The organism is Cohnella cellulosilytica (assembly GCF_042431195.1).
Classification (GTDB): domain Bacteria; phylum Bacillota; class Bacilli; order Paenibacillales; family Paenibacillaceae; genus Cohnella; species Cohnella cellulosilytica.
The window spans coordinates 77,812-102,014 of the sequence record NZ_JBHMDN010000020.1; the positions used below are offsets into that span (position 1 = coordinate 77,812).

Sequence of the window (24,203 nt, forward strand, 5' to 3'; positions counted from 1 at the left end):
GTTATCCCCAGCAAGCAACCGTTAAAGAATATATCAGGTATATTTAAAAGCGCTTCAGACATAATGTTAGGTATCGTCTGTTTGTAGTTTGTTGGCAGTTTATCTTGCAGTTCATTGGCAGTTGGTATAGAATGGGGGTAATAAGAGGTGAAATTTATGCAATTTACCGCAGAGGATAAGAGAGTATTTGAAGAGTTTCTTGTGGAGACTTCCCATGTCCGAATGAAAGCAGAAGTCTTATTTAAATTGTTTTACAACCTTGCAATGAAGTTTAATGCTATCCCACCGGAGTTAGCCAGTGAGGTTCAACAATTTTTAGTACGTGAGTACAATGATGAAGCCTATGGTGTAGTCTTAAAAGGGTTAAAAGAAGTAGGCGTTACAATTCTATCTATTGCGGAAGAAGAAACTGCGCAATTATACACAACCGGACAACTAGCCAAGTATTTTGGTGTGAGCACCTCGACTATTAATAATTGGATCGATGCCAAACGCTTCATCGGTTTCAGTCGGGAGAAAAAGAACAAGCAAGCCCGTATTTCCGATTCAACCGTTTGGATTTCCGGTACAGGCGAAAATTTGACGGTAGCCGAGGTCGTAAAACTGTATGAAGAGAATCAAAAGCGTTTGCAGAGCAAGCCGGAATATGAAGATAAAATCGGATACATGCGTTATTTGGTCGAGACCGTGACTTATTATGAAACCAGATATGACAATCGCAAGTATGAAAATGTCGTTGCCGAGAAGGGAGATCCAAGTATGACCGATGACATTATCTGGTCACGAGAAGGAAAAGAGTGGCGATCTATTCTTCGCGAGGTCGATTTGGTTTGATCGGAAACCAAGCTTCAAACTTGGAATTATTGAAAAAGATATTTGGGTATGCCATTCAGCGCTTAGAGGAAACCGACAGTTCAGGTATGAAAAGCTCTGTTTTCGCCCAACGAGCCACCCTTATATTCAGCGATAATTCAAAGTTGTACGTAACAGAGAAGTTGGCGGGGTGAAGACGGCACCTGTTCCGAACAAGCGGAGCTGGTGTCGTCTTTTTATTACAACAGTTGACGGAGGAAATTGCGGAATATAAAATTGAAATAAATTGCGCAAAAATTTTACTAAAGGCGGGAGCGCACCAAGATGGCGTTGAAATTAACGGAAATTCAATTGCTGGAGAACGAGCTTTGGTGGGGAGGAGCGATCCACGACGGGGTTCGCATGCCTTACGGCGCGGCCGACGTCGAACATGATTTAAGAAACTTGTTCGAGAATTCCGGGGCTCCTTTTCTCGTATCCAACCGGGGCCGGTATATCTGGCAGGATAGGCCGTTCCGTTTCGAATTCCGTGACGGAACGTTAAGCATCGATTGCGAGGAGACGGTAAATCTGCGCGAAGGGCGCCCAGGCACGCTTAAGGAAGCTTTCCGCGAAGCGGCCGGGAGACATTTTCCCGCGCAGGGCCGCACGCCCGATCCGCTTGCGATTACCGCCCCGCAATATTGCACCTGGATGGAGATGCATTACGAACCGACGCAGCAGAAGACGATGGATTATGCGCGGGAGATTATCCGGCAGGGCTTCCCGCCGGGCGTGCTGATTATCGACGATAACTGGATGGAGGATTACGGGACCTGGAGATTCCATCCGCTGCGTTTTCCCGATCCGAAGCAGATGACGGATGCGCTTCATGACCTGGGCTTTAAGGTGATGCTGTGGGTATGCCCGTACGTCAGCCCGGACAGTCAAACGGGAAGACAGCTGGAAAAGAAGGGCTTGCTGGTTGCGGACGAAAAGGGGAAGACCGCTCTCCGCAGATGGTGGAACGGCTGCAGCGCCGTTCTGGATTATACGTTTCCCGAATCGCGGGCGTGGTTTAAGGGGGCGTTGGACGAATTGGCGGAGCGATACGGCATCGACGGATTCAAGTTCGATGCCGGAGACCCTGCCGACGATGTGAACGGCGATTGGGTAACGGGATACCGGTGGAAAGGGACGGATGTGCCTAACGAAGATTGCGCGGCTTACAGCCTTATGGGCTTGCACTATCCGCTCAGCGAATATCGCGCAAGCTGGAAGGCGGGCGGAGCGCCGCTTATGCAAAGGCTAAGGGATAAACCGCATAGCTGGGGAGAGGACGGAATACGGGCGCTTATTCCGAATTCGATCGCCCAAGGGCTCGTCGGCTTTGCGTTTAATTGCCCGGACATGGTCGGAGGCGGTTGGGACGGCGATCTGGGCGGAGGGGCGTTCGATCCGGAACTGTTCGTCCGGTACGCCCAATGCTCCGCGCTGTTTCCGATGATGCAATTTTCCACGGCGCCGTGGAAGGCGCTGGATCAACGGCTGGCGTCTTATTGCCTCGAAGCGGCGAGGCTGCGGGAACGTCTGGGAGCGGAGCTGCTGTCGCTTGCGGACGAAGCGGCCCGGGAAGGAACCCCGATCTTGCGGGCGATGGCATTCGAATTTCCGGAGGCGGGGCTCGAATTCGTAAAGGATCAGTATATGGTCGGAAGCTCGATTCTGGCTGCCCCCGTACTCGGCAAAGGAGAGACAAGCAGGGAAATCGCGTTCCCGGACGGAATATGGCAGGGAGAGGACGGAAGCAGGGTCGAAGGCCCGATCAAGCTGACCGTGCAAGCTCCGCTGTCTCGTCTGCCTTGGTATCGCCGCGAGGCGTCGTCGGTTTGACTCGTTCGGCGGCGCTCATTAAGATGAAAAGCATAGAGGTACCGGATTGGAGGAGAGGGGCCCATCAAGCTCAAGGAAATTGCCGACAAGGCGAACGTATCGATCAGCACCGTATCCCGGATTATCAATAACCAGGGGAATTTTAGCGAGGAAACGAGACGCAGGGTGTTGGAGCTTGCGAGCGAATATTTGAAGCCGGGCATCTCCCCGTCGAGGCTTCCCGGAGTCGCTTACCGCATTGCCGTCTTTGTACCCGAGGCCCATGATTTTTTCGATAACGATCCGTCCTCTTCCGCCGACTTGAACGACTTGAAGGAGCAATTCGAGGCTCAGGGGCATCAATTTCATATGACGGCCCGCAGCGCGGAGCTCTCCGTTTCTTCGCCGGCCTATCGCTTGCTGGCGGAGAAAAAGGTGGATGCGGCGGTCGTGTTCGATCCGTATGCGGACGACAAGCTGGTCGACGAGCTTGTTCGCCGCGGCATTCCCTATTTGGTGACGAACGGCAGAAGCTATGAAGGCTCGCAGAACTTCGTCGATTACGACAACCGCAAAGGCGCGTTCGAGGTCGTTCAGTATTTGCACAGCCTCGGACATCGGAAGATCGGTCTGATTGCCGGTCCGATCCGGCATTTGGTGAACGAAAATCGGCTGCGCGGCTGTCGGGACGCCTATCGCCAATTGGGGCTCGAATGGGACGAAACCAAAGTGCGGTTCGGAGCCTTCGATCCGGCGCACGGCTATCAAGCCGTGAAGGAGCTGCTGGCCGGGCACCCCGATCTTACGGGCATATTCGCGTTTAACGATATGATTGCCTTCGGGGTGATGAAAGGCTTGGCCGAGCTGAAGCTCAAAATCCCGAAGGACGTGTCTCTGGCAGGGTTCGACGATCTGAAGCTGTCCGAGTTTACGATGCCGCCTCTTACGACGGTAAGAAGGTTCAGGTACGATATCAGTCCCTTGGTCGTTAAAATGATTACGGAGCTCATGACGAACCCCTACATTTCGGAAGTCAATATCAGCTTAAAGACGGAGCTTATCGAGCGGGATTCGTGCGGGAAGGCTCCGCATAGAAATTAGTTCGGGAGCTGTCGTATAAGAAAAGATGCATCGAACGCTGAGCGATAGAGGGGGATTAGCGGCATCGCAAATAGATGATCAAATTTTTGCGCAAATAAACAAAGTGGGTCGTGTCAAATAAGAGGTGTTTAATCTACGAGGAATTCAATCATATTCTTAAAAATGGGGCCGGAATCTTAAGATTCCGGCCTTTATTTGTGTTTTTCGAAGGCTTATGATGAAGAGGTCAATAGCGCTGGTGATGATGGATGCGGAAAATTTGCGCAAATTTTCCTTGGAAATTCCGAAATGAGGATCATTTTAAGGGGGAACCGAACGTGGGGCATAAAAGCAAAAAATCCGGCCTGGTATTGGGCGCGATTCTCGCATTCGCGATGGTGATGACGGCTTGCGGCGGCAACGGCGACAAGAACGGCAACAAAGCCGGGGAATCGGCTTCGAACGAGCAGGCCAGTCCGCCCGCAAGCGAGCAATCGGCCAAGGAGGTTACAATCAGCTATACGATTTGGGACAAAAACCAGCAGCCCGCGATGGAGGCGATCGCCGACGAGTTTACCGCGCAGCATCCGAACATCAAGGTCAAGGTGGAGGTTATCCCTTGGGGAGATTATTGGACGAAGATGTCCGCCGCCGCTCCTGCCGGCACATTGCCCGACGTGTTTTGGATGCACGGGGGTCAATTCATTAAATACGGAACGGGCGGTTTCCTTGAACCGATTACGGATAAAGTGCAGGCCGGCGTCATCGACCTGAACAATTACGCCTCGAATCTTGGCTCCATCTATTCGCTGGACGGCCAGAACTATGGCGTTCCGAAAGACTTCGACACGATCGGCCTTGCTTACAACAAAGAATTGTTCGACCAGGCGGGCATCCCTTATCCGGACGATACATGGGATTACAACAAGCTCGCCGAAGTGGCCAAGCAGCTGTCCCAGCCCGACAAAGGCATTTACGGTTTCGCGGCCAAGATGGATACGCAAGTCGGCTATTGGAACGATATGCTGGCGAACGGCGGTTATATTCTGAACGACGATATGACCAAATCCGGATACGACGATCCCGCCTCGATCGAAGCCTTGAAGTTCCGTTATCAGATGGTGCTCGATAAAGCGTCTCCGACGCATCAGCAGCTTACGGACACCGATTCGACGGAGATGTTCAAATCCGGAAAGCTGGCGATGATCTTCGAAGGCTCCTGGCGCAACGGGGACATCGACAGCAGCGAAATCATCCATGGCAAATGGAACTGGGCCCCGCTGCCGAAAGGGAAGGTGAAGCGCGGCAACATCATTAACGGCCTCGGCAACGTGATGTCGGCGCAGGGGAAGCACAAGCAAGAGTCCGGCTTATTCCTGGAATTCCTGGGCTCCAAGCGGGCGGCCGAAATTACCGCGGAGATGGGCGCGGCGATCCCGGCGTTTAACGACACGCAGGGCGCATGGGTCAAGTCGAAGCCGGATTTGAACCTGCAGGTATTCATCGATCAAGCCGCGGATGCGGCTCCGTATCCAAGCGGATCGAAATCGTATCCCGTCTGGTTCGCCAAGGAGTCGGAGATCATGTCGCAAGCGTGGGGCGGAGCCATTTCCATCGAAGAAGGCGCCCGTAAAGTCGCCGAAATGATGAACCAGGCGATCGCCGAAGCGCAATAACGAATGAACGGGCTGTCCCCTAAGTCCGCTTAGGGGACGCCCTCTCCGATAATCCAGTGAGGTGACGGCGATGAATTCGAGAAGCAGATATGCATGGGCGTACATGATGATAGCCCCCACCTTGATCGGAACATTGGTGTTCTGGAGCTGGCCGGCTCTCTACTCTCTTTATCTGGGGTTCCTGAAATCCGAAAATTTCGGAATGGTGAGCCACTGGGTCGGGTTTCAAAATTACGAGAAGCTGTTTCGCGACGCGGAGTTTTGGCAAAATCTGCGCAACACGCTTTATTACATGGTGCTGTTCGTGCCGCTGACGATTGCGTTATCGACCTTTTTTGCCGTTTTGCTGAATGCCAAAATCAGAGGCCAATCCGCCTACCGCGTCATCTTCTTTCTCCCGCAGGTCACGATGCCGGCGGCGGCCGCCATGGTGTGGGTGGTCTTGTTCGCGCAGGATTACGGCTTGCTGAATTATATTTTGGGCACGCACATTTCATGGCTGTCGGACCCTCGGTTCGCCATGTACTCCGTCGTTATGGTAGGCGTGTGGGCGGCGATCGGATTCAATATGCTGCTCATTCTGGCCGGCTTGCAGGGAATTCCCAAAACGCTGTACGAGGCGGCCGAGATCGACGGCGCCGTCAGGTTCAACAAGTTTCGCTACATTACGCTTCCGCTGCTGACTCCGACGCTCTTTTTCACGACGGTCGTGCTGATGATCGGGGCTTCGCAAATTTTCGATTCGATTTATTTGCTTATCGGCAAAACCAATGTGGCGCTGCCTTCCGTCAGATCGCTCGTATACGCCTATTACCAGAACGCTTTTGTCTATTACGACCAGAACTACGGGGCTGTCATCGTGAATATTTTGCTGCTCATTAACTTGATTCTGACGGGACTGCAGTTTCTCTTCCAGAAAAAATGGGTCGTTTACGACTAAGGAGGCGCGAGATGAACGGCAGCGGGACTCTAACCCACAAGAAAACGAATATCGTCATTCATGCGGTGCTCATTTTAACCTCCGTAGCGATGATTTTGCCTTTTGTCTGGATGCTGCTGACTTCCGTCAAGACGCCGATGGAAGCGACGCAGATCCCGGTTAAAATATTCCCGTCCTCTTTCCGCTGGGAGAGCTACACGGAGGCTTTCGTGCAATCCTCTTTCAAATATTACTATCTCAATACGGCGTTCTCGGCATTGATGAAGACGGTGTTTCCGATTGTGTTCAGCTCCATGGCGGCTTTCGCCTTCGCGAGAATCCGGTTCCCGGGAAGGACGCTTTGCTTTTTTCTGATCATTTCCGTCATGATGGTGCCGAATCCGGTCTTCTACACCCCGCAATATTTAATGATGAGCAAGCTGGGGCTGGTCAACACGGTGACGGCGCTGTGGATCGCGGCGCTTATCAGCCCGTTTGCCACCTTTCTGCTGAGGCAGTTTTTCCTGGGCATCTCGAAGGAGTTGGAGGAGGCCGCCATTCTCGATGGGTGCAATCCGTTCCAGATTTACTGGCACATTATGCTTCCGCTCGTGAAATCGGCGCTCGTCGCGGTCGTCATCATCCAATTGCTGTGGGCGTGGAACGAACTGCAGTGGCCGCTGATCATCAACAGCTCTCCGGAAAAGCTGACCTTGTCCGCGGGATTGGCGACGCTTGTCTCCAAGTTCGCGACTAACTATCCCGTGCTGATGGCGGGAGCTTTTATGGCCGTCATTCCCATGATTGTCCTGTTCTTTATTTTCCAGAAGCGATTTATTGAAGGCGTGGCGTTCAGCGCGCATAAAGGATAATCGGAGGAGCATGCCAAGCGCAAGCCTCTGTCCCGCCGTTTAAGGGGACGGAGGCTCTTTGTCCTTAAATTTCGGGCATGGATTCTTGAATTGCGGGCCTATTCAACGGCCGAAGGATCATGTAACCTGAAAGGGAGACAGGCCCGGCAAGATGAGGGTCTGATTTGCTTTTACGCCGAATGGGGGTTCTCTGCTTCATGCGCAAACGTACGGGATTGGCCGTCTCGGCGCTCGTATTGGTCGGCTTATTGTTAAGCGCTTGCTGGGGCGACGGGTACGAGGAGAATACGCCGTCCGCGTTCGGGGGCGGGGCGGACCCGTTCGTCAAGCTGAAAATGATTATGCCCGGCGACGAATCCGCGCGGATGCGGGAGTTCGTGGATAACGAGCTTAACGCTCGCTTAAAGAAGGATTTGAACATGGAGCTGGATTTGACCTATATCCCGTGGGCCAATTATCAGCAGAAGCTGGAAATGGCCCTCTCCACGGGGGAAAAGTACGACTTGTTCTGGTATGGCACGCCCTTCGTCTCCGGTTATATGAGCCAGGGCTACATTCAGCCGCTCGACGAATTGCTCGAACGCTTCGGCGCCGATCTGATCGCGAATATTCCGGCCGATAACTTCAAGCTTCACCGCATAGAAGACAAGCAGTGGGCGATTCCGTCCCAAGCGTTCACGTCCGCGGGCAAGTTTACGTCGGTGCTCGTTCGTCAGGATTTGCTGGAAAAGGCTGGCATGACGGAGATCGGCACGATCGACGATCTGGAATCCTTTTATGAGAAAATGCATGCGATAGACCCCGGCTATTACGGTTATCTGGAGACGGACCGCGGCCTGGACATTCTGTGGAGGGAAATTACCGACAAAAACTACACGATGCTCGACGAGCGCCAGCTGTTCGCGGTGGACGAAGACACGGGAGAGCTGATGAACTACGTGGAATCCGAGCTTTACGAGCAGACCGTTCGGATTCGCGAATCCTGGGTGGCGAAGGGGATTATCGACACGGATCTCGTCGGGAATCCGGCGGCCAAGATCGATCAGGAGAACGCCGGAAAGCTGCTCTTCCGCGTCGGTGCCGTCTCGCGGGCGATGGAAAATTGGCAGACGGCCCAGAAGGCCGATCCGAAGGCAAGGCTTCGCGAGTATTACCTGTCGCCCGACAAGCCCAAATATATTACCGCGCCCAGCAACGAAGCGTATATGATTCCTTCCGCCGCCGCAAACCCCGAACGCGCCATGAAGTTTATGAACTGGATACTGCAAAGCAAGGAAAACTACATGTTTATTATCTACGGCGTGGAAGGCAAGGATTACGAGCTCAAGGACGGGAAGATCCGGCTGCTTACGAACGACCAGCTCATGTACGAATGGATGTGGAGAAACAAAAACTATTTCACCCCGCCTTCGATCGTAGATGACGAAGTGATCGACGATATGCTGCATAACGACGACGCGGCCAAAATCTCCAAGCTGTTCGGATTTCATTTTAACGAGGAGCCCGTTAAAAACGAACTGGCCAAAGTATTGACCGTCTACAAGGAAAAATTCGAGCCGATCAACTTCGGACTTGTCGGCTATGACGAAGGCTACGAGCAGGCCGTTCATTCGCTGAAGAAGGCCGGTCTCGATATCGTGTTCGAAGAAGTTCGCAATCAGTTTCAGGCCTTTCGCGAGAAGACGGGGGACGGGCATGAATAATTTCGGCATTTTCGCGAAGGTGACGTCGACGCTGTTTGTCCTGCTTACCCCGATCTTGATTTTGTATGCGTTCTCCAACCGAACAAGCGTAGATCTGCTGAAGGATGAAATCATGAAGGTTAAGCAAAACCAGATCGGCACGTTCGCCGGCCAACTGGATCATACGCTGCTTCAGCTGGATACGTATCAAAAAATGCTGTACGAGAGTACGGACGTTCGCAATTTGGCGTATCCGGATCTGCTCGACGACATTCTGCAAAAATACAGAACGGTCCGCACGGTGTCCGAGGAGATCAACCGGCTGGCCGGCTACGGGGAATGGAAGGCCGTCATCGCCGTCTCCTATCCGAAGGCGGGGAACGCGATCAGAAGCAATTCGAGCCTGAACGCGCTGCCTGCGCGTTTGCCCGACGGAGATATGACGTGGCAATATTTCGAGGATCCGGATGGGGCCTATTTCCTGGAGGTTTTATCTTACCCGCGGAGCTCGGGAGCGCAGGACGATTCCGATATGCGGGTCGTTGTGAAAATGGACGTGGTCGAAATCAAAAGCGCCTTGTCCGATTTCAAAACAAGCGGCTCGGGCGATCCTTTCCTGTACCAGCCGGGCAGCGCGCCGATCTATAACTATTCTTCCGACCGCGAATTGATAGACGAGTTGTTGGAAGGGTTCCAGTCCGAATTGTCGTTGGACAACGGGTATTTTCTAAGTCAGGCGGGGCGCTCAAGCTATCAAATCCACTATCAGAAGGTGGATTCTCTGGGGTGGTACGTCGTGGATTACGTCCCGATCTCGCAAATTATGGCGCCGATCGAACGCAATCGCACGATGTTCTATGCGATCAGCTCCATGATGCTGTTCATGGCGATTTTTTTGGCTTTTGTCGTCTACCGCAACGTGCAGATTCCGTTTCGCAAGCTTATGCAGAGCATGAATCTGATCGAGAAAGGAATCTATTCCATCCGGATGAAGGACAGGCCGAAGGGGGAGTTTCGATATGTGTACGACCGCTTTAACTCGATGGCTTCCCGGATCGAAGCGCTGATCGAAGACGTCTTCAAGGAGCAGCTGCGTTCCAAGGAGGCGACGCTTAAGCATCTTCAGTCGCAAATCAACCCGCACTTTCTGTACAACACGCTGGCCTATATTAAGAGCATGATCGAGCTGGGGGAGAAGGAATCGGCGATCGCGATGACGATGAGCTTAAGCAAGTATTACCGCTACACGACGAAGACCGGAAGGAAGCTGGCGACGCTTGAGGAAGAGCTGGACATGGTGTCCCATTATTTGCAAATCAACGGCTCGCTGATGGACGGATTCGAGTACGAGATTGAAGTCGAGCCCATCACGCTGCGGATGGAGGTTCCCCGCCTGATCGTTCAGCCCATCGTGGAGAACGTAATCGTGCACGGCTTCAAAAACCAAAGCGGATTCGGGATGATCCGTATCCGGGGAACGACGGACGGCGATCATGCGCGGTTAACGGTTGAAGACAGCGGCGTCGGGATGGAGCCGTCCGTCATGGAGGCCATGAACCATCGTCTTCGCGCGGCCAACACCGAGGAGATCGAATCCGGCATGAAAAACGTGCATCAAAGGTTAAAGCTGCTGTACGGAGAGGGTTCCGGACTGACGCTGCGGGAATCGCCGCTCGGCGGCGTGTGCGCGGAACTGATCTGGAAATGCCCGGAGTAGAGGAACGGAAGGAAGGAGAGGGCTGCCTTGTACGAAATTTTGCTCGTGGACGATCACACCCATCTGGTCGACAGCCTGGCAATCGCGCTTCCGTGGGAGCGGATGGGCATTGCCGCCGTGCACAAAGCCTATTCCGGCGAGGAAGCGCTGGAGCTGCTCGCTTATCATTCGATCGACATCGTCGTAACCGATATCCAGATGAACGGAATGAGCGGGCTTGAGCTTATCGCCTGCATCAATGAAAAACGCCGTAACCTGAAAACGGTAATCCTGACGGGCCACGACGAATTTCAATATGCCAAAGAGGCGCTGCAAAATCGCGTATCCGAATATTTGCTCAAGCCGGTGCCCAACGATGAGCTCGAACTGACGCTGCGAAGATTGATTGCCGAGATTGAGCGGGAAGGCAAGCAGCTTATCGATCAGCGGAAGCTCGCCGAGCTGTTCCGCGAAAGCTTGCCAAGGCTCCGCGAATCGCTGCTGTCGGACCTGCTCTCGGGACAAGCCGTGCCCGCGGTCGCTTTGCAGGAGAAAATCCGTCTGTACCGTCTGGACTTCGACTTGGACGAGCCCGCCGCTTTGCTCTGCATCCGAGTCGAAGAGGATTACGCGGTTACGGATCTGTACAGCGTCTCCCTCCTGGAATACGCCTTGCGCAATATTGCGGAGGAAGTATTCTCGGAGCGTTATCGCATTTGGCAGTGCAAGGACCCGTACGATTACTTCATCATGCTCGTTCAGCCGCTGGTAGGCTCCGGCCGGGGCAGTGGCAGGGGCGAGCCGGAAGCGGGCGGTTCCCTCGAGGATCTGGCCAGACACGTTCAACGCCAAGTGAAGTTGTATTTGAAAATGAAGGTTTCGATCGTCGTTAGCCCCGGAGAAACGGTTCGTCGCGACTTGGCGGGCATGTACCGTGCGGCTTTGTCCACGTATTCGGATTTGATCGGCTATCAGACGGAGAGCTACCTGAACGTGGTCGAGGACCGGACGATGATCGAGCTGCGGCCATTGTCCTCCCTGTACGCGACCCCGACGCTGATGCAGTTGATCGACGTCGAGCAGTGGGGCGCGTTCGAGAAGAAGCTGACGGCGATCTTCGACGAGCTCGACTGCCAGGCGGGCAACACGAACGAGTATGGATTCGAAATCTATACCGCGCTGCTCCAGGCTTTTACGTATTACGTTCATAAAAAGGGCAAACGTTTCTTCGAGGTGTTCGGCAGGGACATCGACCGGATGCTGAAGGCGGAGGCCAGCTGGAGCGCGGTGCCGCTGCGCGAGTGGGCGTTCGTCAGCTTTAAGCTCCTCAAGGAAAGCAGCAGCCGGCGTTCCGACAATTTGCGGTCCGAGCTGATGGAGCGGGTATACCGTTTCGTGGCGGAGCATCTGCGCGAAGTCACGCTGCAAGCGGTAGCCGACTACGTGCATCTGCATCCCGTATACGTGTCCAACTTGTTTAAGCAGGAAAGCGGCGAGAATTTCTCCGCCTTCGTCCTGCGGCTGAGAATGGATAAGGCCGTTCAGCTTCTGAAGCACAAGGAGCTGAAGGTGAGCCAGATCGCGCTGGAGGTCGGCTATCAGAAGCCGCAATATTTCATCAAGCTGTTCAAAAGCCACTTCGGCATGACTCCCCAGGATTTCAAAAACAAGAACGAGGACTCGAGCGGGGACTAACGCGACCGGGAAAGGTGAAGCCGAGGGCCGTGATCTTGGAACGCGGGGAGCCGGGCAAGCAGATTCTGGAACGGGCGAAGCCAGAGGCCGCAAATCCTGAAATAGGCGAAGCCGAGAGCATCTGTATACAAAAGGGGGCATATCTTCTAAAATATTGGGTGACAAATTGAAAGCGCAGTCATCAGCCATTCGGGTGTACGTGAACCCGGGCCATGAACGGAGGAAACCGACAATGAAACAAGCGGCGGTAACATTGCCAAGAAGCACGGCCGAAGCGCAAGGCATCCCCTCGGAAGCGATTGCGGGTTTTCTGGACGATCTCGCCGGTCAATCGATCGAGGCGCACAGCTTCATGATCGTCCGGAACGGGCACGTCGTGGCCGAGGGAGCCTGGCGGCCCTATCGAATAGAGGATCGGCATATGCTGTTCTCCCTTAGCAAAAGCTTTACCTCGACGGCAATCGGCTTCGCCGCCGCGGAGGGGTTGCTCTCGCTGGACGATCAGGTCGTCCGCTATTTTCCCAAGGACCTGCCGGACGAGGCGTCGCCGCTGCTGGAGGAAATGCGGATTCGCCATTTGCTGACGATGAGCACCGGCCACGAGAAGGATACCGTGCCCCTCGGCAGCGATCGGAGCGAGGACAATTGGGCGAAGGCGATTTTGAGCCAGCCGGTTGTTCATCCTCCGGGAACCCATTTCGTCTACAACTCCGGCGCGACGTACCTGCTGTCCGCTATTTTGCATCGGGTAACCGGGGTTCCGCTTCTGGAGTATTTGGGTCCGCGTCTGCTCGAGCCGCTGGGCATCGCGAACGCGACGTGGGAAACCTGTCCGCGCGGCATCGCCGCCGGCGGGTGGGGATTGCGCGTCGCTGTGGAGGATATCGCGAAGTTCGGTCTGCTGTACCTGCAAAAGGGGATTTGGGAAGGGAAAAGAATACTTCCGGAGGGCTGGGCGGAGGAGGCGACCTCCAAGCAGATCGACAACGGAAGCGATGCGGATAACGATTGGCATCAGGGGTACGGTTACCAGTTTTGGCGATGCCGCCATGGCGCTTATCGGGGAGACGGCGCGTACGGACAATTCTGCATCGTGCTGCCGGAGCAGGCGGCGGTCGTAGCGGTTACGTCGGGTACGGACAATATGGGCGCCATTATGCAGGCGGTCTGGGACAACTTGCTGCCGGCGATGAGACCGGAACCGATCGGGGACAACGATCGAACGGCCCGGTCGCTGACGGAACGGCTTCAATCCTTGCGCTACGATCCGCCGTCCGCGGAAGCGGCCAACCCGGCCGCGGAGCAGCGGATGAACGGAATCGTCTATCGGCTCGACACTAATTCGGCTGAACTGGAATCGATGGCGTTCGTTTTCGATGAAGACCGGATTTCCGTTACGATGGTGAATTCGCGTGGAGAACAGTACGTCTCGGCTGGCCGGAGCGTCTGGCGGGAGAGCGTCTGTTCGCTGCTCGACGATTCGGAACAGACGGTCGCGGCAAGCATCGCATGGAGCGATTCGGAGACATTCAGGCTGAAGCTTCGTTTCGTGGAGACGCCGTTCACCTTTGACGTCGTCGTTCGTCCGATGGATGACGGTACCATCGAAATCGAGGTGCAGGAGTTTGCCGACAAGAAAGATAGTCCCCAAATTATAGGCCGGGCTTGAGTGTGAGCGGGTGGACGATGCGAGAGAGTCGGATGCGTCCGTAACGATGACGATTACGGATAGGGCTGCGATTGATGCCGATTGCGGATGGAGTGGGGAGCGAAGAGAATGGGAAGGCAGGGGAAGGGATGACGGCTTACGGGTTTCCGATGATCGGGGCGCATACCGGATGTTTGAACACGCCCTATAATACGGTTGAATCGTTCATGGAGGGCATCGCGTCGGGAGCCGATGTGGCGGAGGTGGACGTTAGAGCGGCCAAGGACGGAACCGCCATCCTGTTCCATGACGATTCGCCATTGTTTCGGGAAAAGACTTACGAGGAACTGAACGCCCCGGAAATCCGGGCGCGGCTCGGCCCGATTTACGAGACGCGGGATGTCGTTCGGCTTGAGCGCATACTGGACATTGCCGCGATGAACCGCATCCGGCTCAATCTGGATATCAAATCCGAGGAAGCGATCGAACCGACGATTCGACTCGTGAGGCGGTACGAATTGGTTGATAGAACCTATATTACCGGAGAGAGCGGGGATCTTACGATCCGGCATCCCGATATTCGGGTTTTATGGAATGCGCCTTCCTCGGCGAGAGCGGAACGGAGCCGGTATTCGCTCTATGTCGAACAAGTATGCCGCAAGGCGCGGACGGAGGGTTATCACGGCCTTAATTTGCATTATGCCGATTGTTTGCCGGAATTGGTCGAGCAGGCCCGTGCCCAGCAGTTGAAGGTCTGGGTGTACACGGTTAACGAGCGTCGGGATATGGAAAATTTAGTTGCGATGGGGGTCGATCAGATCACGACAAAGGCGGTTGACGAGCTGGTTCGATTAAAGAGGGAGAGAGCGCTTTGACCGCGACTGTGGGCTCGAGGAATCGGGCTGCGCGACTGTGGGTTCGAGGAATCTGCAGGTGGCAGGTGAGGGAGTCGTGCTTGCGCACGGCTTCTTTCTGTTTTAAAGCATTTTGTTCTTAGAAGGACATTCTGTTCAGAGAGAGTTGACGTAATACGATATATCGTTATAAAATATAAAAGTAACGATATATCGTATTGAGGAGCGTGAATGGAATGAAAGGAAACGATGATCGCTATCGGCAGGGACGGAATCACGGTTGGGTACGGCACGCTTATGAAGGCGGTCGGGAGGAACGCTTTTTCAGCCGGTTTCATGGCGGAGGGTGGGGTCGACCGGGAGGCCGCGGGGAAGGCAAACGCTTTTTCATGCGGGGCGAATTCAAATTGGCGCTGCTGGAATTGCTGGAATCGGAGCCTATGCACGGATATCAATTGATCAAGGCGATGGAGGAGAAGACGGGCGGAATGTATTCTCCGAGTCCGGGCTCCATCTACCCGAACCTTCAACTGCTTGAAGATATGCAGTTGGTCAGCAGCAGCGAACAGGACGGGAAGAAACTATACCGAATTACGGAAGAAGGGAAAGCTTATCTCCGGGAGCAGGCGGCCGTCGGAAGGGCTGAACCGGAGAGCCGCTGGGAGCACCGGGGCGGACGTCGTCCGGATGGGCGGGCCGGCAGGTACGAACTGCGGGAATTTATTAAACAGTGGCCGGAAGCGGTTCGTTTGCTTCTCGACGAGGCCGGAGCGGCTCGCCAGCAGCCGAATTCCGAAAGAGCGGAGCGATTCCGCCGGTTGATGGTTAAGCTGCAGGAGGATTTGGCCGCGAACTCGGATTCGACCCCATCGGATTCAATCCCGCCGGATTCGACTCCGCCGCAAGGAGATTCGTCCGAGTAAAGCGTCGCCCATCACGCTGCGGACCGAATAAGAAGGCCAAGCATAGAATCCGAGCCGCCTGCGAGGCCGCTCGGATTTTTTGGGCGCCGGAAGTATAAAATCCGCTTTCCGGGCCGAGATGTTCTACAGAATCGATTATCTTCGCGCGAAAAGCCTCTTTCCGGGCTGGGATGTTCTACAGAACCGATTATCACCGCGCGAAAAGCCGCTTTCCGGGCGGGGATGTTCTACAGACTCGATTATCTTCGAGCCAAAAGCCTCTTTCCGGACCGAGATGTTCTACAGAATCGATTATCACCGCGCCAAAAGCCGCTTTCCGGACCGGGATGTTCTACAGAATCGATTATCCGCATCGGCTTCGATGGGGCTCTCAGGAAAAGAAGAGTTATCTCGCAACAGGGCTCCGATGATATGTCAGATAACAGAGAAGATTTCCGGAACCCCGTCAATCGAGTCTCCCAACAGCCTCAGAGAACGAATGCAAGCGAACGGGTCAGACGTCGTCTTCGACAAAAGTGCCTTCGCCGCTCAAGGGATGTCTTGTTCCACCAATGGTGCTGTCAGGGCTGCCCGAGGCCAGCTTCCATTTCATGCTGTGCGGCCGAGCCGGGGTTTGCTAGAATGGTAGTGCATGCGACCGAGCGGAAGTGCATGATACTGGGCGGTAGTGCATGCCACCTAGCGGGAGTGCATGAGACTGGGCGGTAGCGCGTACGACTGAGTGGGAGTGCATGATACTGGGCGGTAGTGCATGCGACCGAGCGGAAGTGCATGATACTGGGCGGTAGTGCGTACGACTGAGTGGGGGTGCGTACGACCGAACGGGAGTGCATGCAACGGAGCAGGTGCGGATGCGAGTATTGCCGCGGGACACCGTTCGAAGATCCGTGCGGGCAGCCGCTTCGCAGGACGACATGGACATTGGGGGAAGGTACATGAATTCCGGACAGCTTGATCGTACTTATTGGATCGCTATGTTGAGGCGCATCGCGGACCCGGTGCTCGTTCATCTTGCAAGGCGCGAACTGAAGCTGAAAATGCCTGTCGAAACGAGCGGGACGGAAAGAGAGAAGTTTACCCATCTGGAAGCGCTCGGCCGTGTGCTGTGCGGGGTGGCGCCCTGGCTGGAAACGGGAAGCGACGAGGGAGAGGAAGGGCGGCATCGCAGAACCTGCGCGGAGCTTGCACGCGAAGCGATCGATGCCGGCACCGATCCGGAATCGCCGGATTATATGAATTTTACTTACGGAGGACAGCCGATTGTCGATGCCGCTTTTTTGGCGCACGCCCTTCTAAGGGCTCCGACGGAGCTGTGGGACAAGCTGAGCGGGAAAGTCAAAGCGAACGTGATCGCCGCTTTGAGAGCGACGCGAACGCGCAAGCCGGCCTATTGCAACTGGCTGTTATTCTCGGCGATGATCGAGACGGCCTTGTATCGGGCAGGCGAAGAATGGGATCCGATGCGCGTCGACTACGCGATTCGCGAGCACGACAACTGGTACAAGGGAGACGGTGTGTACGGAGACGGGCCGGATTACCATGCCGATTATTACAACAGCTTTGTCATTCAGCCGATGCTGATCGATATTTTGGATATCGTGCATCCGCTGGATGCGGATTGGCATGCCGTCCGCGAACGAGCTTTGCCGCGGGCCGCGCGTTACGCGTCGCAGCTGGAACGGCTTATCGGACCGGACGGCACGTTCCCGCCGCTTGGCCGTTCAATCGCTTATCGCTGCGGCGCGTTCCAGCATCTGGCGCAGGCGGCCCTTCAGCGCCGGCTGGAGGCGAATATAGCACCGGCTCAAGTACGATGCGCGCTGTCGGCGGTCATTCGCCGCACGATGGAAGCGCCGAATACGTTCGATTCGGAAGGGTGGCTGAGGATCGGGCTGTGCGGACATCAACCGGACGCGGGAGAGCCCTATATCTCCACCGGCAGCTTGTACTTATGCGCTGCGGCGTTCGTGCCGCTCGGTCTGCCCGGGAACGATCCGTTCTGGCAGGGAGAAGCCGCCTGGACCCAGGCGAAAGCGTGGAGCGGCTTGGCCTTTCCGGCGGATACGGCGCTTAAGTCGTAATTTCGAGAGCGCTGGAAGCGGGCTCCGTGCCGCTCGGATTTGCTTTTCCGACTCCCCGGAATCTAAAATAAAACGGAAGACTGATTACTTGGAGGTTATCGAATGTATCGTACTGCAGCAGATTTTGTGGCGGATTGGACGGTATCGGCGGCGGGTACGCTGAACGTCATTCAATCGATTACGGACGACAAGAAGGATTTTGCGATCGTGGAGGGCCATAGCTCGTTGAACTGGCTGGCCTGGCACTTGACGAGCACGGCGTCGGGGTTCGGGAGGATCGCCGGATTAAACATTCCTGCTATCGAACGCGGAACGCAAGCGCCGGGCAGCGTGGCCGACATCGCGGCCAAATACGAGGAGATCAGCGAAGCTTACAAGAACGAAGCGGCAAAGCTCACGGACGAGCAGCTGGCCGAAGAGATTGACGCGTTGGGTGGAAAAATGATTCGCGGCAAGCTGCTGCGGCTGCTGATCGATCATCAGACGCACCACCGCGGCCAAATGACCGTGCTGCTTCGTCAAGCAGGCCTGCCGGTTCCCGGCGTCATGGGACCGACGCAAGAGATGAGGAAATAGACTTTGCGGATTTGATTCCGGTTAACGGAGCTGCTTCTTGTGCGCACCTGCACAGGAGACAGCTCCGTTGTTTGTCGTGCCGTAACCTGCGCTGCGCTCCCCGCGCAGTCAGCTTGTTCGGAACGGATGGCTTTCCGCGGCTGCCTCCAATCGACGAAGCAGGCGGCTTGCTTCCGGTTCCATGTTCCCTGGAGGAGTCGCAGGCGGCAGCCCCAGACTGTTCAGCAAATATCGAGCCATGGCCAGATTTCCATACGCGTTCAGATGAAGCCAATCCCGCATCAGCTTGCGATAATCGGCCGGGTCGATCCGATAGAGCGGCTCGAAATGCAAGTATTGATCCACGAGAACGGTTTTTAGCTCGTCCGCCGTTTCCCGAACGGCATCCATAGTGCCTTCGAATCGCGGCCGGATGCCGGCTATCCCGCTGTCCTCGTAATCCGGACAGTAATAGGTTTGGAGCACCGGCTCGGCGCCGAGGGAACGAATGCTCGAGCAGATTCGTCGCAAATTCGTTTTGTACCGCTCCAGCGGCATTTCCGTAACCGTATCGTTGCCGCCGATCGTCACAATGACCAGCGAAGGCGATAACGGTTCGACGTCGCGTCCGATTCGGTCCAGCAGATGATCGGTCGTCTCTCCGCCAACGCCTTGATTGATGACGGAGACGTGGCTTCCGAGATGCTCTCGCGCCTGCACAAGCAGCCACTCCACCCAGCTGAGCCGTCCTTCGTTTTCCGCGCTTAAGGCCGTATTGCTTGAACCAAAGGCGACGATCCGCCTGGCTATTTCCGGGCGCTGCTTCCAATCCGTCAAGTTCATGTTCGACATCCTTTCTTCTCGGTGAGTAGAATAGGTCCCGCGGTTTCGCCCGGCCTTCGTCAATTCAATCCGGACAGACGCTCAGCCGATCAGCAGAATCAGTCCGCCCGTTATCGGTACAGCGACGATCGCTCTTTGCAGCCATTGCACGGGAACACGCCCCGTCAGCTTGGCGCCCAGATAGGAGCCGAGCATGATGCTGGGAGCGACCGCCGCCAGCAGCCACGGATCGAGGTGGCCCGTCCGGTAGTAGCCGAGCCCGCCGCCAAGCGCGATCGGGACGATGATCGCCATCGTCGTGCCCGCGGCCAGACGCGCGGACAGGCCGAGCACGGCGATCAGGCCAAGCTGGATAAACGGGGTTGAGCCGATCCCGAACAAGCCGGACGCCGTGCCCGTCGCGATCCCGATAGCGAGCGCATACAGCCGGTTTCGCGGCGTTCGGAGCGGGTCGTCATTGGCCTGAGCCAAGCCGCCGCCCGCCTTCCCGGTCTTCTCGGCGACCGCATCGTCGTCGGCCGAAGCCAAGCCGCTACCCGCCTTCCCGGTCTGCTCGGCGACCGCATCGCTGTCAGCCGAAGCCAGGCCTCTACCCGCCTCCTCGGTCGACTCGGCGACCGAGTCGCGCCGCGCCGCATAACGCAGCCTCGCCCATAGAGCCGCCCCGGACAAAATCAGCATTCCCGCGGTCAGCATGCCCAGCGTCCTTCCGGGAATGTCCACCGCAAGCCCGGAGCTCCACCACGCGCCGGCGGCTCCCCCGATTCCGGCGATGATGCCGATGCCAAGCCGCATATTGCCCTGCCTGTAATGGCTGAACGCTCCGGACAGCGACGACAGCAGCATAGCGAGCAAAGCGGTTCCCAGCACGGTGTGGATCGAATAGCCGAAGCCGACCGTCAGAATGGAAATAATGAACCCCGAGCCGCCCGCTCCGACGAAGCCCAGCAGCAATCCGATCGCCAGCATCGATATAGCGACTTGCACAAGCATGAAGCCAAGCCATCTCCTTTCAAACCTAGTCCTAGTAAAGCATAGCTTTTGAGATAAGTGAAATGCATCATTTGCAGTATAATGATGTTATAATTGCATCGGAAAAAGGAGGATGTCCGGATGGAGTGGCAGCAGCTTGAATATTTCCGCGCGGCGGCGCAGGAAGAGCATTTCACGAAAGCGGCGGAGCGGCTTTCCGTCTCGCAGCCTGCGCTCAGTCGATCTCTGGCCAAGCTGCAGCGGGAGTTGGGCGTCGAGTTGTTCGACAGACAGGGGCGAACCGTCCGGTTAAACCATTATGGCCGCTCGTTTTACGCCAGGGCCGCGAGAATTTTGCAGGAGATGGACGAAGCGAAGCTGGAGCTGCATCGCATGCGGCAAATGCAGTTCGGAGAAGTGTCGCTGGCCTTCCTGAAATCCCTCGGGATCGCCTTCGTTCCCCGGCTGCTCGGCAGCTTCCGGGAGCGGTATCCGCAGGTTTCCTTTAAGCTGCACCAGAACGCGACGGCGGCCATGCTGGAGCAGCTTCGGCGGGGGGAGGTCGACTTGTGCCTCTCGGCGGTGGCCGACACGACGCCGGAAATCGCTTGGCGGAGCCTGTGGACGGAGGAAATGTTCGTGTTCGTGCATCGAAGCCATCCGTTCGCCGGCCGCCGATCGATCGAATTCGCGGAAATTGCGGATGAGAGGTTTATCGCTTTGAAGCCGGGGTTCAGCAGCAGGACGCTGCTGGACAAGCTGTTTTTGGACAACGGCCGGGAGCCCCGGGTGATCTTCGAGGGCGAGGAGACGATCGGCATTCTCGGCTTCGTCGCCGCCAATCTCGGGATCGCCCTGCTGCCGCGAATCGACGGAGTGGCGATGAAGGACATTGCCGCGCTGTCGCTGGCCGATCGTTCCCTGCATCGCGCGATCGGTCTCGCGTGGGTGAGGAATCGGGCCTTGTCGCCGGCCGCTTCGCTTTTTCGCGAGCACCTGATCGAGTTCAGCCAGAACGGCGCGTCTTCCTGACGACTAAACGGACCGGAGCTTTTTGAAAAAAGGGGGAAGCGGATTTGCGCTGGCTTAAAGGAAAGTATGCGGGGATGTCGATCCGGGACAAATTCATCGTTTGCAGCGTGATTATCATCAGCTTTCTTGTGCTGGCTTTGATTTTCTCGACCCGCTTTCTCGTAACCAGAACCGTGACGCAGACCACGACGGAAAATTACATGCAGAAATTCGATATCGTATCCAACAACCTTCTGCGGCTGTTTGCAAGCACGGAACAATTATCGAATATCATCATTACCGACTCGGAAGTCCAACTGCTGCTTAAAAACATGAATTCGTTTAACGCCGTGGATAAAATGAATCAGAAAATCATGGTGGAAAACTATTTGGACTTCCTCGACAGCACCAAATCGTATAACCAATTCAGCAACATTGCAATCATTATGAACAATCTGGACGTCGTGACGACGAATAAAATCCGTACCCGAATTCAGGAGGAACTGGCGGTATACCGAATGATTCAGGAGGAAAAGCCGCGCAAAACCTGGTATGATTTCTACGACCCGCAAGCCTCGAGGCTCGGAGACAAGCGCATCACTTTCGCCAAATCCGTCATTGACTACACTTCGGGGCTTTCCATCGGCAATGTGGCGATCGATATTGACGGCGACATATTGACGGATCATTTCTCGGAGCTGAACTACGGAGAGAGAGGAAGCTATCTGGTGTCGGACCTGAACGGGAACGTCAAGATCCGTTCGGATGGCCAGCTAACGGGCGTGTTCAAGGAGAATATCGGCACGGAATCGTTCTTTGCATGGGCGGTGGATCATCCGGGCAAAGGCAAAGTATTCCGGTTCGAAACGGGCCGCTATCTGATCACCACCACTACCTTGGACAAGCTGGGCTGGGTGATGTTCGGCATTATCCCCCTTAAGGAATTGACGGAAGTGGGCGACCAAATCATCGCTACGATCTATGTGATCGGATTTCTGGCCTTGATTATCGCGGTTGCCCTTACGCAGTACTTGACGGCCAACATTACGAAGCCGATCAAGGTTCTATCGGTGAGCATGAAGCGCTTCGGTTCGGGGGATTTCAACATTCGGGTTCCGACGCAGTCCAACGACGAAATCGGCTTGTTGTCCACCGTGTTCAATCGAATGATCGCGCAAATTACGGAGCTGATCGAGCAGGTGAAGAGCGAACAGCGCAACAAGAGCCATTTTGAATTTGCCGCCTTGCAGGCGCAAATTAATCCCCATTTTCTATACAATACGCTGAGCAGCGCCTGTTCCTTGATTGCCATGAATCGCAACGACGAAGCGTTGACGATGATCAATTCGATCAGCTCGTTCTACCGTACCGTCCTCAGCAGCGGAGAAGAGATCATTTCGATCAAAGACGAAATCGAGAACATCAGCAGCTACATCCAGATTCAAAAAATACGATACGGCGATAAAATCAAATACGAGTTGGACTTCCCCCCGGATTTGTTTGACAAAAAAATCGTCAAGTTCTCCCTGCAGCCCATAGTCGAGAACGCCATTTACCATGGCATCAAAAACACGGAGGACGGAACCGGACGGATCGCGGTCAGAGGGCGGTCGGAAGGCAACGAGATCGTTCTGCAGGTTGAGGATAACGGAATCGGGATGCCGCAGGAGACCATTCATCGATTAACGAACGGGACGGGAGACAGAGAGGGGAAATCCTCCTTCGGGATTCGCAGCATCGATAAAAGAATCAAACTGTACTTCGGCCATTCCTACGGAGTGGCGATCTCCAGCGTTGACGGCCGGGGAACGAGCGTTACGATTCGTTTACCTTCAATATACGGCAAAGGAGCCTACAGCTATGTTGAAAGTTCTGGTCGTGGATGACGAGCTGCTGCAGAGGCAATTCCTGAACCAGCTCATCGATTGGGAAAGCCACGGCATGCAGGTCGTCGCGGAAGCCGAAACCGGAATCGAAGCCATTCAGCTCTGCGAGCGTCACCGGCCGGATATTGTCGTCATGGACATCAATATCCCGCGGATGAACGGAATCGAGACCTCCAAAAACATCAAAAGCAGGTTTCCTTCCTGTCAAATCATCATCCTTACCGCGTACGGGGAATTCGAATACGCGAAGGAGGCTCTGGAAATCGGAGTCGTCGGTTACGTGTTAAAGCCGCTGGATCCCGCGATTTTCGTCAAGGAATTGAAAAAGGCCCAGTCCGAAATCGAGAAGGAGAAAAGCCGGTTTGCTTATGTCGAACAAGCGCAAATCATTCGCGAGCTTGCCGGCCATCGCGACGAGCTTTTCTCGATTCTGAGAATGAACGACTCCGCAGGATTGACCCGCAAAATCGAGAAGCTTTTCGGCGGGATCGAGGAGACCGGTCCGACCAGAGAGCTTGCCGTCTTCACCTCCGTGAATCTGCTTCTTCTGTATACGGAATATCTGGAGGAGAGAGGGGCGAAGGCCAAGACGTTTCATCTGGAAAAGGACGATCTCTTCAAGCGGCTGAACGGATGCGGTTCGCTTACGGAAATCAAACGCGCGGTCACAGAGTTTCTCTGCATTCATCTGGAGAAAGTCAGCGCTCTGGCCAAGCCTCCCGCGGCGAAGAAGGTAGAGGAGGCGAAACGGTATATCGAAACGCATTACGGCCGGAGCGACCTGGATTTAACGCAAATCGCGGAAAGCGTCGGGTTAAATGCAAGCTACCTAAGCAATATTTTCAAAAACGACGGCGGCACTTCCCTAAGCAGCTATATTCTGACCGTTCGGATGAAGAAAGCCAAGGAACTGATAGACAGCGATCCGAAGTCTACGCTCGCCGTCCTGGCGGAGAAGGTCGGTTACAGCGATTCCTATTATTTCAGCAAGTCCTTCAAAAACTACTACGGCGTCACTCCGACCCAATATATGGGCAGAAAATAGATCAAAGTCCGGCGACTACGCCGGCTTTTTTTTTCGAAAGTCTGTAAAGAGGCGCTCTACAACATCTTCCCGACATACTGGAATGGTAGGATTGTTAATTG

19 protein-coding genes are annotated in these 24,203 nt (G+C 55.2%); 17 read left to right on the forward strand and 2 right to left on the reverse strand.

Going from position 1 to position 24,203, the window contains the following annotated elements:
* The first annotated feature begins 147 nt into the window (after window positions 1–147).
* The 14 genes from ACFFT4_RS15595 to ACFFT4_RS15660 all read left to right on the forward strand — a co-directional run bounded on the left by ACFFT4_RS15595 (window position 148) and on the right by ACFFT4_RS15660 (window position 18,366).
* Window positions 148–834, forward strand: coding sequence for a helix-turn-helix domain-containing protein (locus tag ACFFT4_RS15595; RefSeq protein ID WP_378049117.1), 687 nt, complete (start codon window positions 148–150; stop codon window positions 832–834).
* A gap of 303 nt (window positions 835–1,137) precedes the next feature.
* Window positions 1,138–2,685, forward strand: coding sequence for a glycoside hydrolase family 31 protein (locus ACFFT4_RS15600; RefSeq protein ID WP_378049119.1), 1,548 nt, complete (start codon window positions 1,138–1,140; stop codon window positions 2,683–2,685).
* A 78-nt stretch (window positions 2,686–2,763) separates the two neighbouring features.
* Window positions 2,764–3,765: a LacI family DNA-binding transcriptional regulator gene (locus ACFFT4_RS15605; protein WP_378049470.1), complete on the forward strand. Its 1,002-nt coding sequence runs from the start codon at window positions 2,764–2,766 to the stop codon at window positions 3,763–3,765.
* Between the two features lie 317 nt (window positions 3,766–4,082).
* Complete coding sequence (locus ACFFT4_RS15610; RefSeq protein WP_378049120.1) at window positions 4,083–5,420, forward strand: ABC transporter substrate-binding protein; 1,338 nt, start codon at window positions 4,083–4,085, stop codon at window positions 5,418–5,420.
* 70 nt (window positions 5,421–5,490) lie between these two features.
* Window positions 5,491–6,360 (forward strand): carbohydrate ABC transporter permease, encoded by an 870-nt coding sequence (locus ACFFT4_RS15615; RefSeq protein ID WP_378049122.1) that lies wholly within the window; start codon window positions 5,491–5,493, stop codon window positions 6,358–6,360.
* Between the two features lie 11 nt (window positions 6,361–6,371).
* Window positions 6,372–7,211, forward strand: coding sequence for a carbohydrate ABC transporter permease (locus tag ACFFT4_RS15620; RefSeq protein ID WP_378049124.1), 840 nt, complete (start codon window positions 6,372–6,374; stop codon window positions 7,209–7,211).
* Between the two features lie 197 nt (window positions 7,212–7,408).
* Window positions 7,409–8,914 (forward strand): ABC transporter substrate-binding protein, encoded by a 1,506-nt coding sequence (locus ACFFT4_RS15625; RefSeq protein ID WP_378049126.1) that lies wholly within the window; start codon window positions 7,409–7,411, stop codon window positions 8,912–8,914.
* On the forward strand, window positions 8,907–10,610 hold the full coding sequence (locus ACFFT4_RS15630) for a sensor histidine kinase (protein WP_378049128.1): 1,704 nt from the start codon (window positions 8,907–8,909) through the stop codon (window positions 10,608–10,610). Before ACFFT4_RS15625 ends, ACFFT4_RS15630 begins: the two co-directional genes overlap by 8 nt.
* Before the next feature lie 27 nt (window positions 10,611–10,637).
* A complete protein-coding gene (locus ACFFT4_RS15635) occupies window positions 10,638–12,284 on the forward strand; it encodes a response regulator transcription factor (RefSeq protein WP_378049130.1) in 1,647 nt (548 codons plus the stop codon).
* A gap of 232 nt (window positions 12,285–12,516) precedes the next feature.
* Window positions 12,517–13,953, forward strand: a complete 1,437-nt coding sequence (locus ACFFT4_RS15640; protein ID WP_378049132.1) for a serine hydrolase domain-containing protein — start codon at window positions 12,517–12,519, stop codon at window positions 13,951–13,953.
* Window positions 13,954–14,081: 128 nt separating this feature from the next.
* Entirely contained in the window at window positions 14,082–14,807 is a 726-nt protein-coding gene (locus ACFFT4_RS15645) for a glycerophosphodiester phosphodiesterase (RefSeq protein ID WP_378049134.1), read from the forward strand.
* Window positions 14,808–15,022: 215 nt separating this feature from the next.
* Complete coding sequence (locus tag ACFFT4_RS15650) at window positions 15,023–15,709, forward strand: PadR family transcriptional regulator (protein WP_378049136.1); 687 nt, start codon at window positions 15,023–15,025, stop codon at window positions 15,707–15,709.
* A gap of 935 nt (window positions 15,710–16,644) precedes the next feature.
* On the forward strand, window positions 16,645–17,790 hold the full coding sequence (locus ACFFT4_RS15655) for a DUF2264 domain-containing protein (RefSeq protein ID WP_378049472.1): 1,146 nt from the start codon (window positions 16,645–16,647) through the stop codon (window positions 17,788–17,790).
* A gap of 102 nt (window positions 17,791–17,892) precedes the next feature.
* Window positions 17,893–18,366, forward strand: a complete 474-nt coding sequence (locus tag ACFFT4_RS15660; RefSeq protein WP_378049138.1) for a DinB family protein — start codon at window positions 17,893–17,895, stop codon at window positions 18,364–18,366.
* A gap of 108 nt (window positions 18,367–18,474) precedes the next feature.
* Here the strand turns inward: ACFFT4_RS15660 and ACFFT4_RS15665 are convergent, their stop codons facing one another.
* Together ACFFT4_RS15665 and ACFFT4_RS15670 are read right to left on the reverse strand one after the other, a co-directional pair.
* Window positions 18,475–19,188: an SGNH/GDSL hydrolase family protein gene (locus ACFFT4_RS15665; RefSeq protein ID WP_378049140.1), complete on the reverse strand. Its 714-nt coding sequence runs from the start codon at window positions 19,186–19,188 to the stop codon at window positions 18,475–18,477.
* Between the two features lie 81 nt (window positions 19,189–19,269).
* Complete coding sequence (locus ACFFT4_RS15670) at window positions 19,270–20,181, reverse strand: sulfite exporter TauE/SafE family protein (RefSeq protein ID WP_378049142.1); 912 nt, start codon at window positions 20,179–20,181, stop codon at window positions 19,270–19,272.
* 120 nt (window positions 20,182–20,301) lie between these two features.
* On the opposite strand from ACFFT4_RS15670, the gene ACFFT4_RS15675 reads away from it, so the two are divergent.
* The 3 genes from ACFFT4_RS15675 to ACFFT4_RS15685 are packed head-to-tail and all read left to right on the forward strand — an operon-like array spanning window position 20,302 to window position 24,102.
* Complete coding sequence (locus tag ACFFT4_RS15675; protein WP_378049144.1) at window positions 20,302–21,192, forward strand: LysR family transcriptional regulator; 891 nt, start codon at window positions 20,302–20,304, stop codon at window positions 21,190–21,192.
* A gap of 44 nt (window positions 21,193–21,236) precedes the next feature.
* Window positions 21,237–23,057, forward strand: a complete 1,821-nt coding sequence (locus tag ACFFT4_RS15680) for a sensor histidine kinase (RefSeq protein ID WP_378049145.1) — start codon at window positions 21,237–21,239, stop codon at window positions 23,055–23,057.
* Window positions 23,032–24,102, forward strand: a complete 1,071-nt coding sequence (locus tag ACFFT4_RS15685; RefSeq protein ID WP_378049147.1) for a response regulator transcription factor — start codon at window positions 23,032–23,034, stop codon at window positions 24,100–24,102. The genes ACFFT4_RS15680 and ACFFT4_RS15685 overlap by 26 nt, the downstream gene beginning before the upstream one ends.
* The last annotated feature ends 101 nt before the right edge of the window (window positions 24,103–24,203 follow it).

Coding starts and splice junctions, on each gene's coding strand:
- ACFFT4_RS15660 (WP_378049138.1), top strand. CDS start 17,893: ATGTATCGTACTGCAGCAGATTTTGTGGCGGATTGGACGGTATCGGCG.
- ACFFT4_RS15665 (WP_378049140.1), bottom strand. CDS start 19,188: ATGAACTTGACGGATTGGAAGCAGCGCCCGGAAATAGCCAGGCGGATC.
- ACFFT4_RS15650 (WP_378049136.1), top strand. CDS start 15,023: ATGAAAGGAAACGATGATCGCTATCGGCAGGGACGGAATCACGGTTGG.
- ACFFT4_RS15615 (WP_378049122.1), top strand. CDS start 5,491: ATGAATTCGAGAAGCAGATATGCATGGGCGTACATGATGATAGCCCCC.
- ACFFT4_RS15625 (WP_378049126.1), top strand. CDS start 7,409: ATGCGCAAACGTACGGGATTGGCCGTCTCGGCGCTCGTATTGGTCGGC.
- ACFFT4_RS15600 (WP_378049119.1), top strand. CDS start 1,138: ATGGCGTTGAAATTAACGGAAATTCAATTGCTGGAGAACGAGCTTTGG.
- ACFFT4_RS15675 (WP_378049144.1), top strand. CDS start 20,302: ATGGAGTGGCAGCAGCTTGAATATTTCCGCGCGGCGGCGCAGGAAGAG.
- ACFFT4_RS15655 (WP_378049472.1), top strand. CDS start 16,645: ATGAATTCCGGACAGCTTGATCGTACTTATTGGATCGCTATGTTGAGG.
- ACFFT4_RS15620 (WP_378049124.1), top strand. CDS start 6,372: ATGAACGGCAGCGGGACTCTAACCCACAAGAAAACGAATATCGTCATT.
- ACFFT4_RS15630 (WP_378049128.1), top strand. CDS start 8,907: ATGAATAATTTCGGCATTTTCGCGAAGGTGACGTCGACGCTGTTTGTC.
- ACFFT4_RS15670 (WP_378049142.1), bottom strand. CDS start 20,181: ATGCTTGTGCAAGTCGCTATATCGATGCTGGCGATCGGATTGCTGCTG.
- ACFFT4_RS15640 (WP_378049132.1), top strand. CDS start 12,517: ATGAAACAAGCGGCGGTAACATTGCCAAGAAGCACGGCCGAAGCGCAA.
- ACFFT4_RS15685 (WP_378049147.1), top strand. CDS start 23,032: ATGTTGAAAGTTCTGGTCGTGGATGACGAGCTGCTGCAGAGGCAATTC.
- ACFFT4_RS15645 (WP_378049134.1), top strand. CDS start 14,082: ATGACGGCTTACGGGTTTCCGATGATCGGGGCGCATACCGGATGTTTG.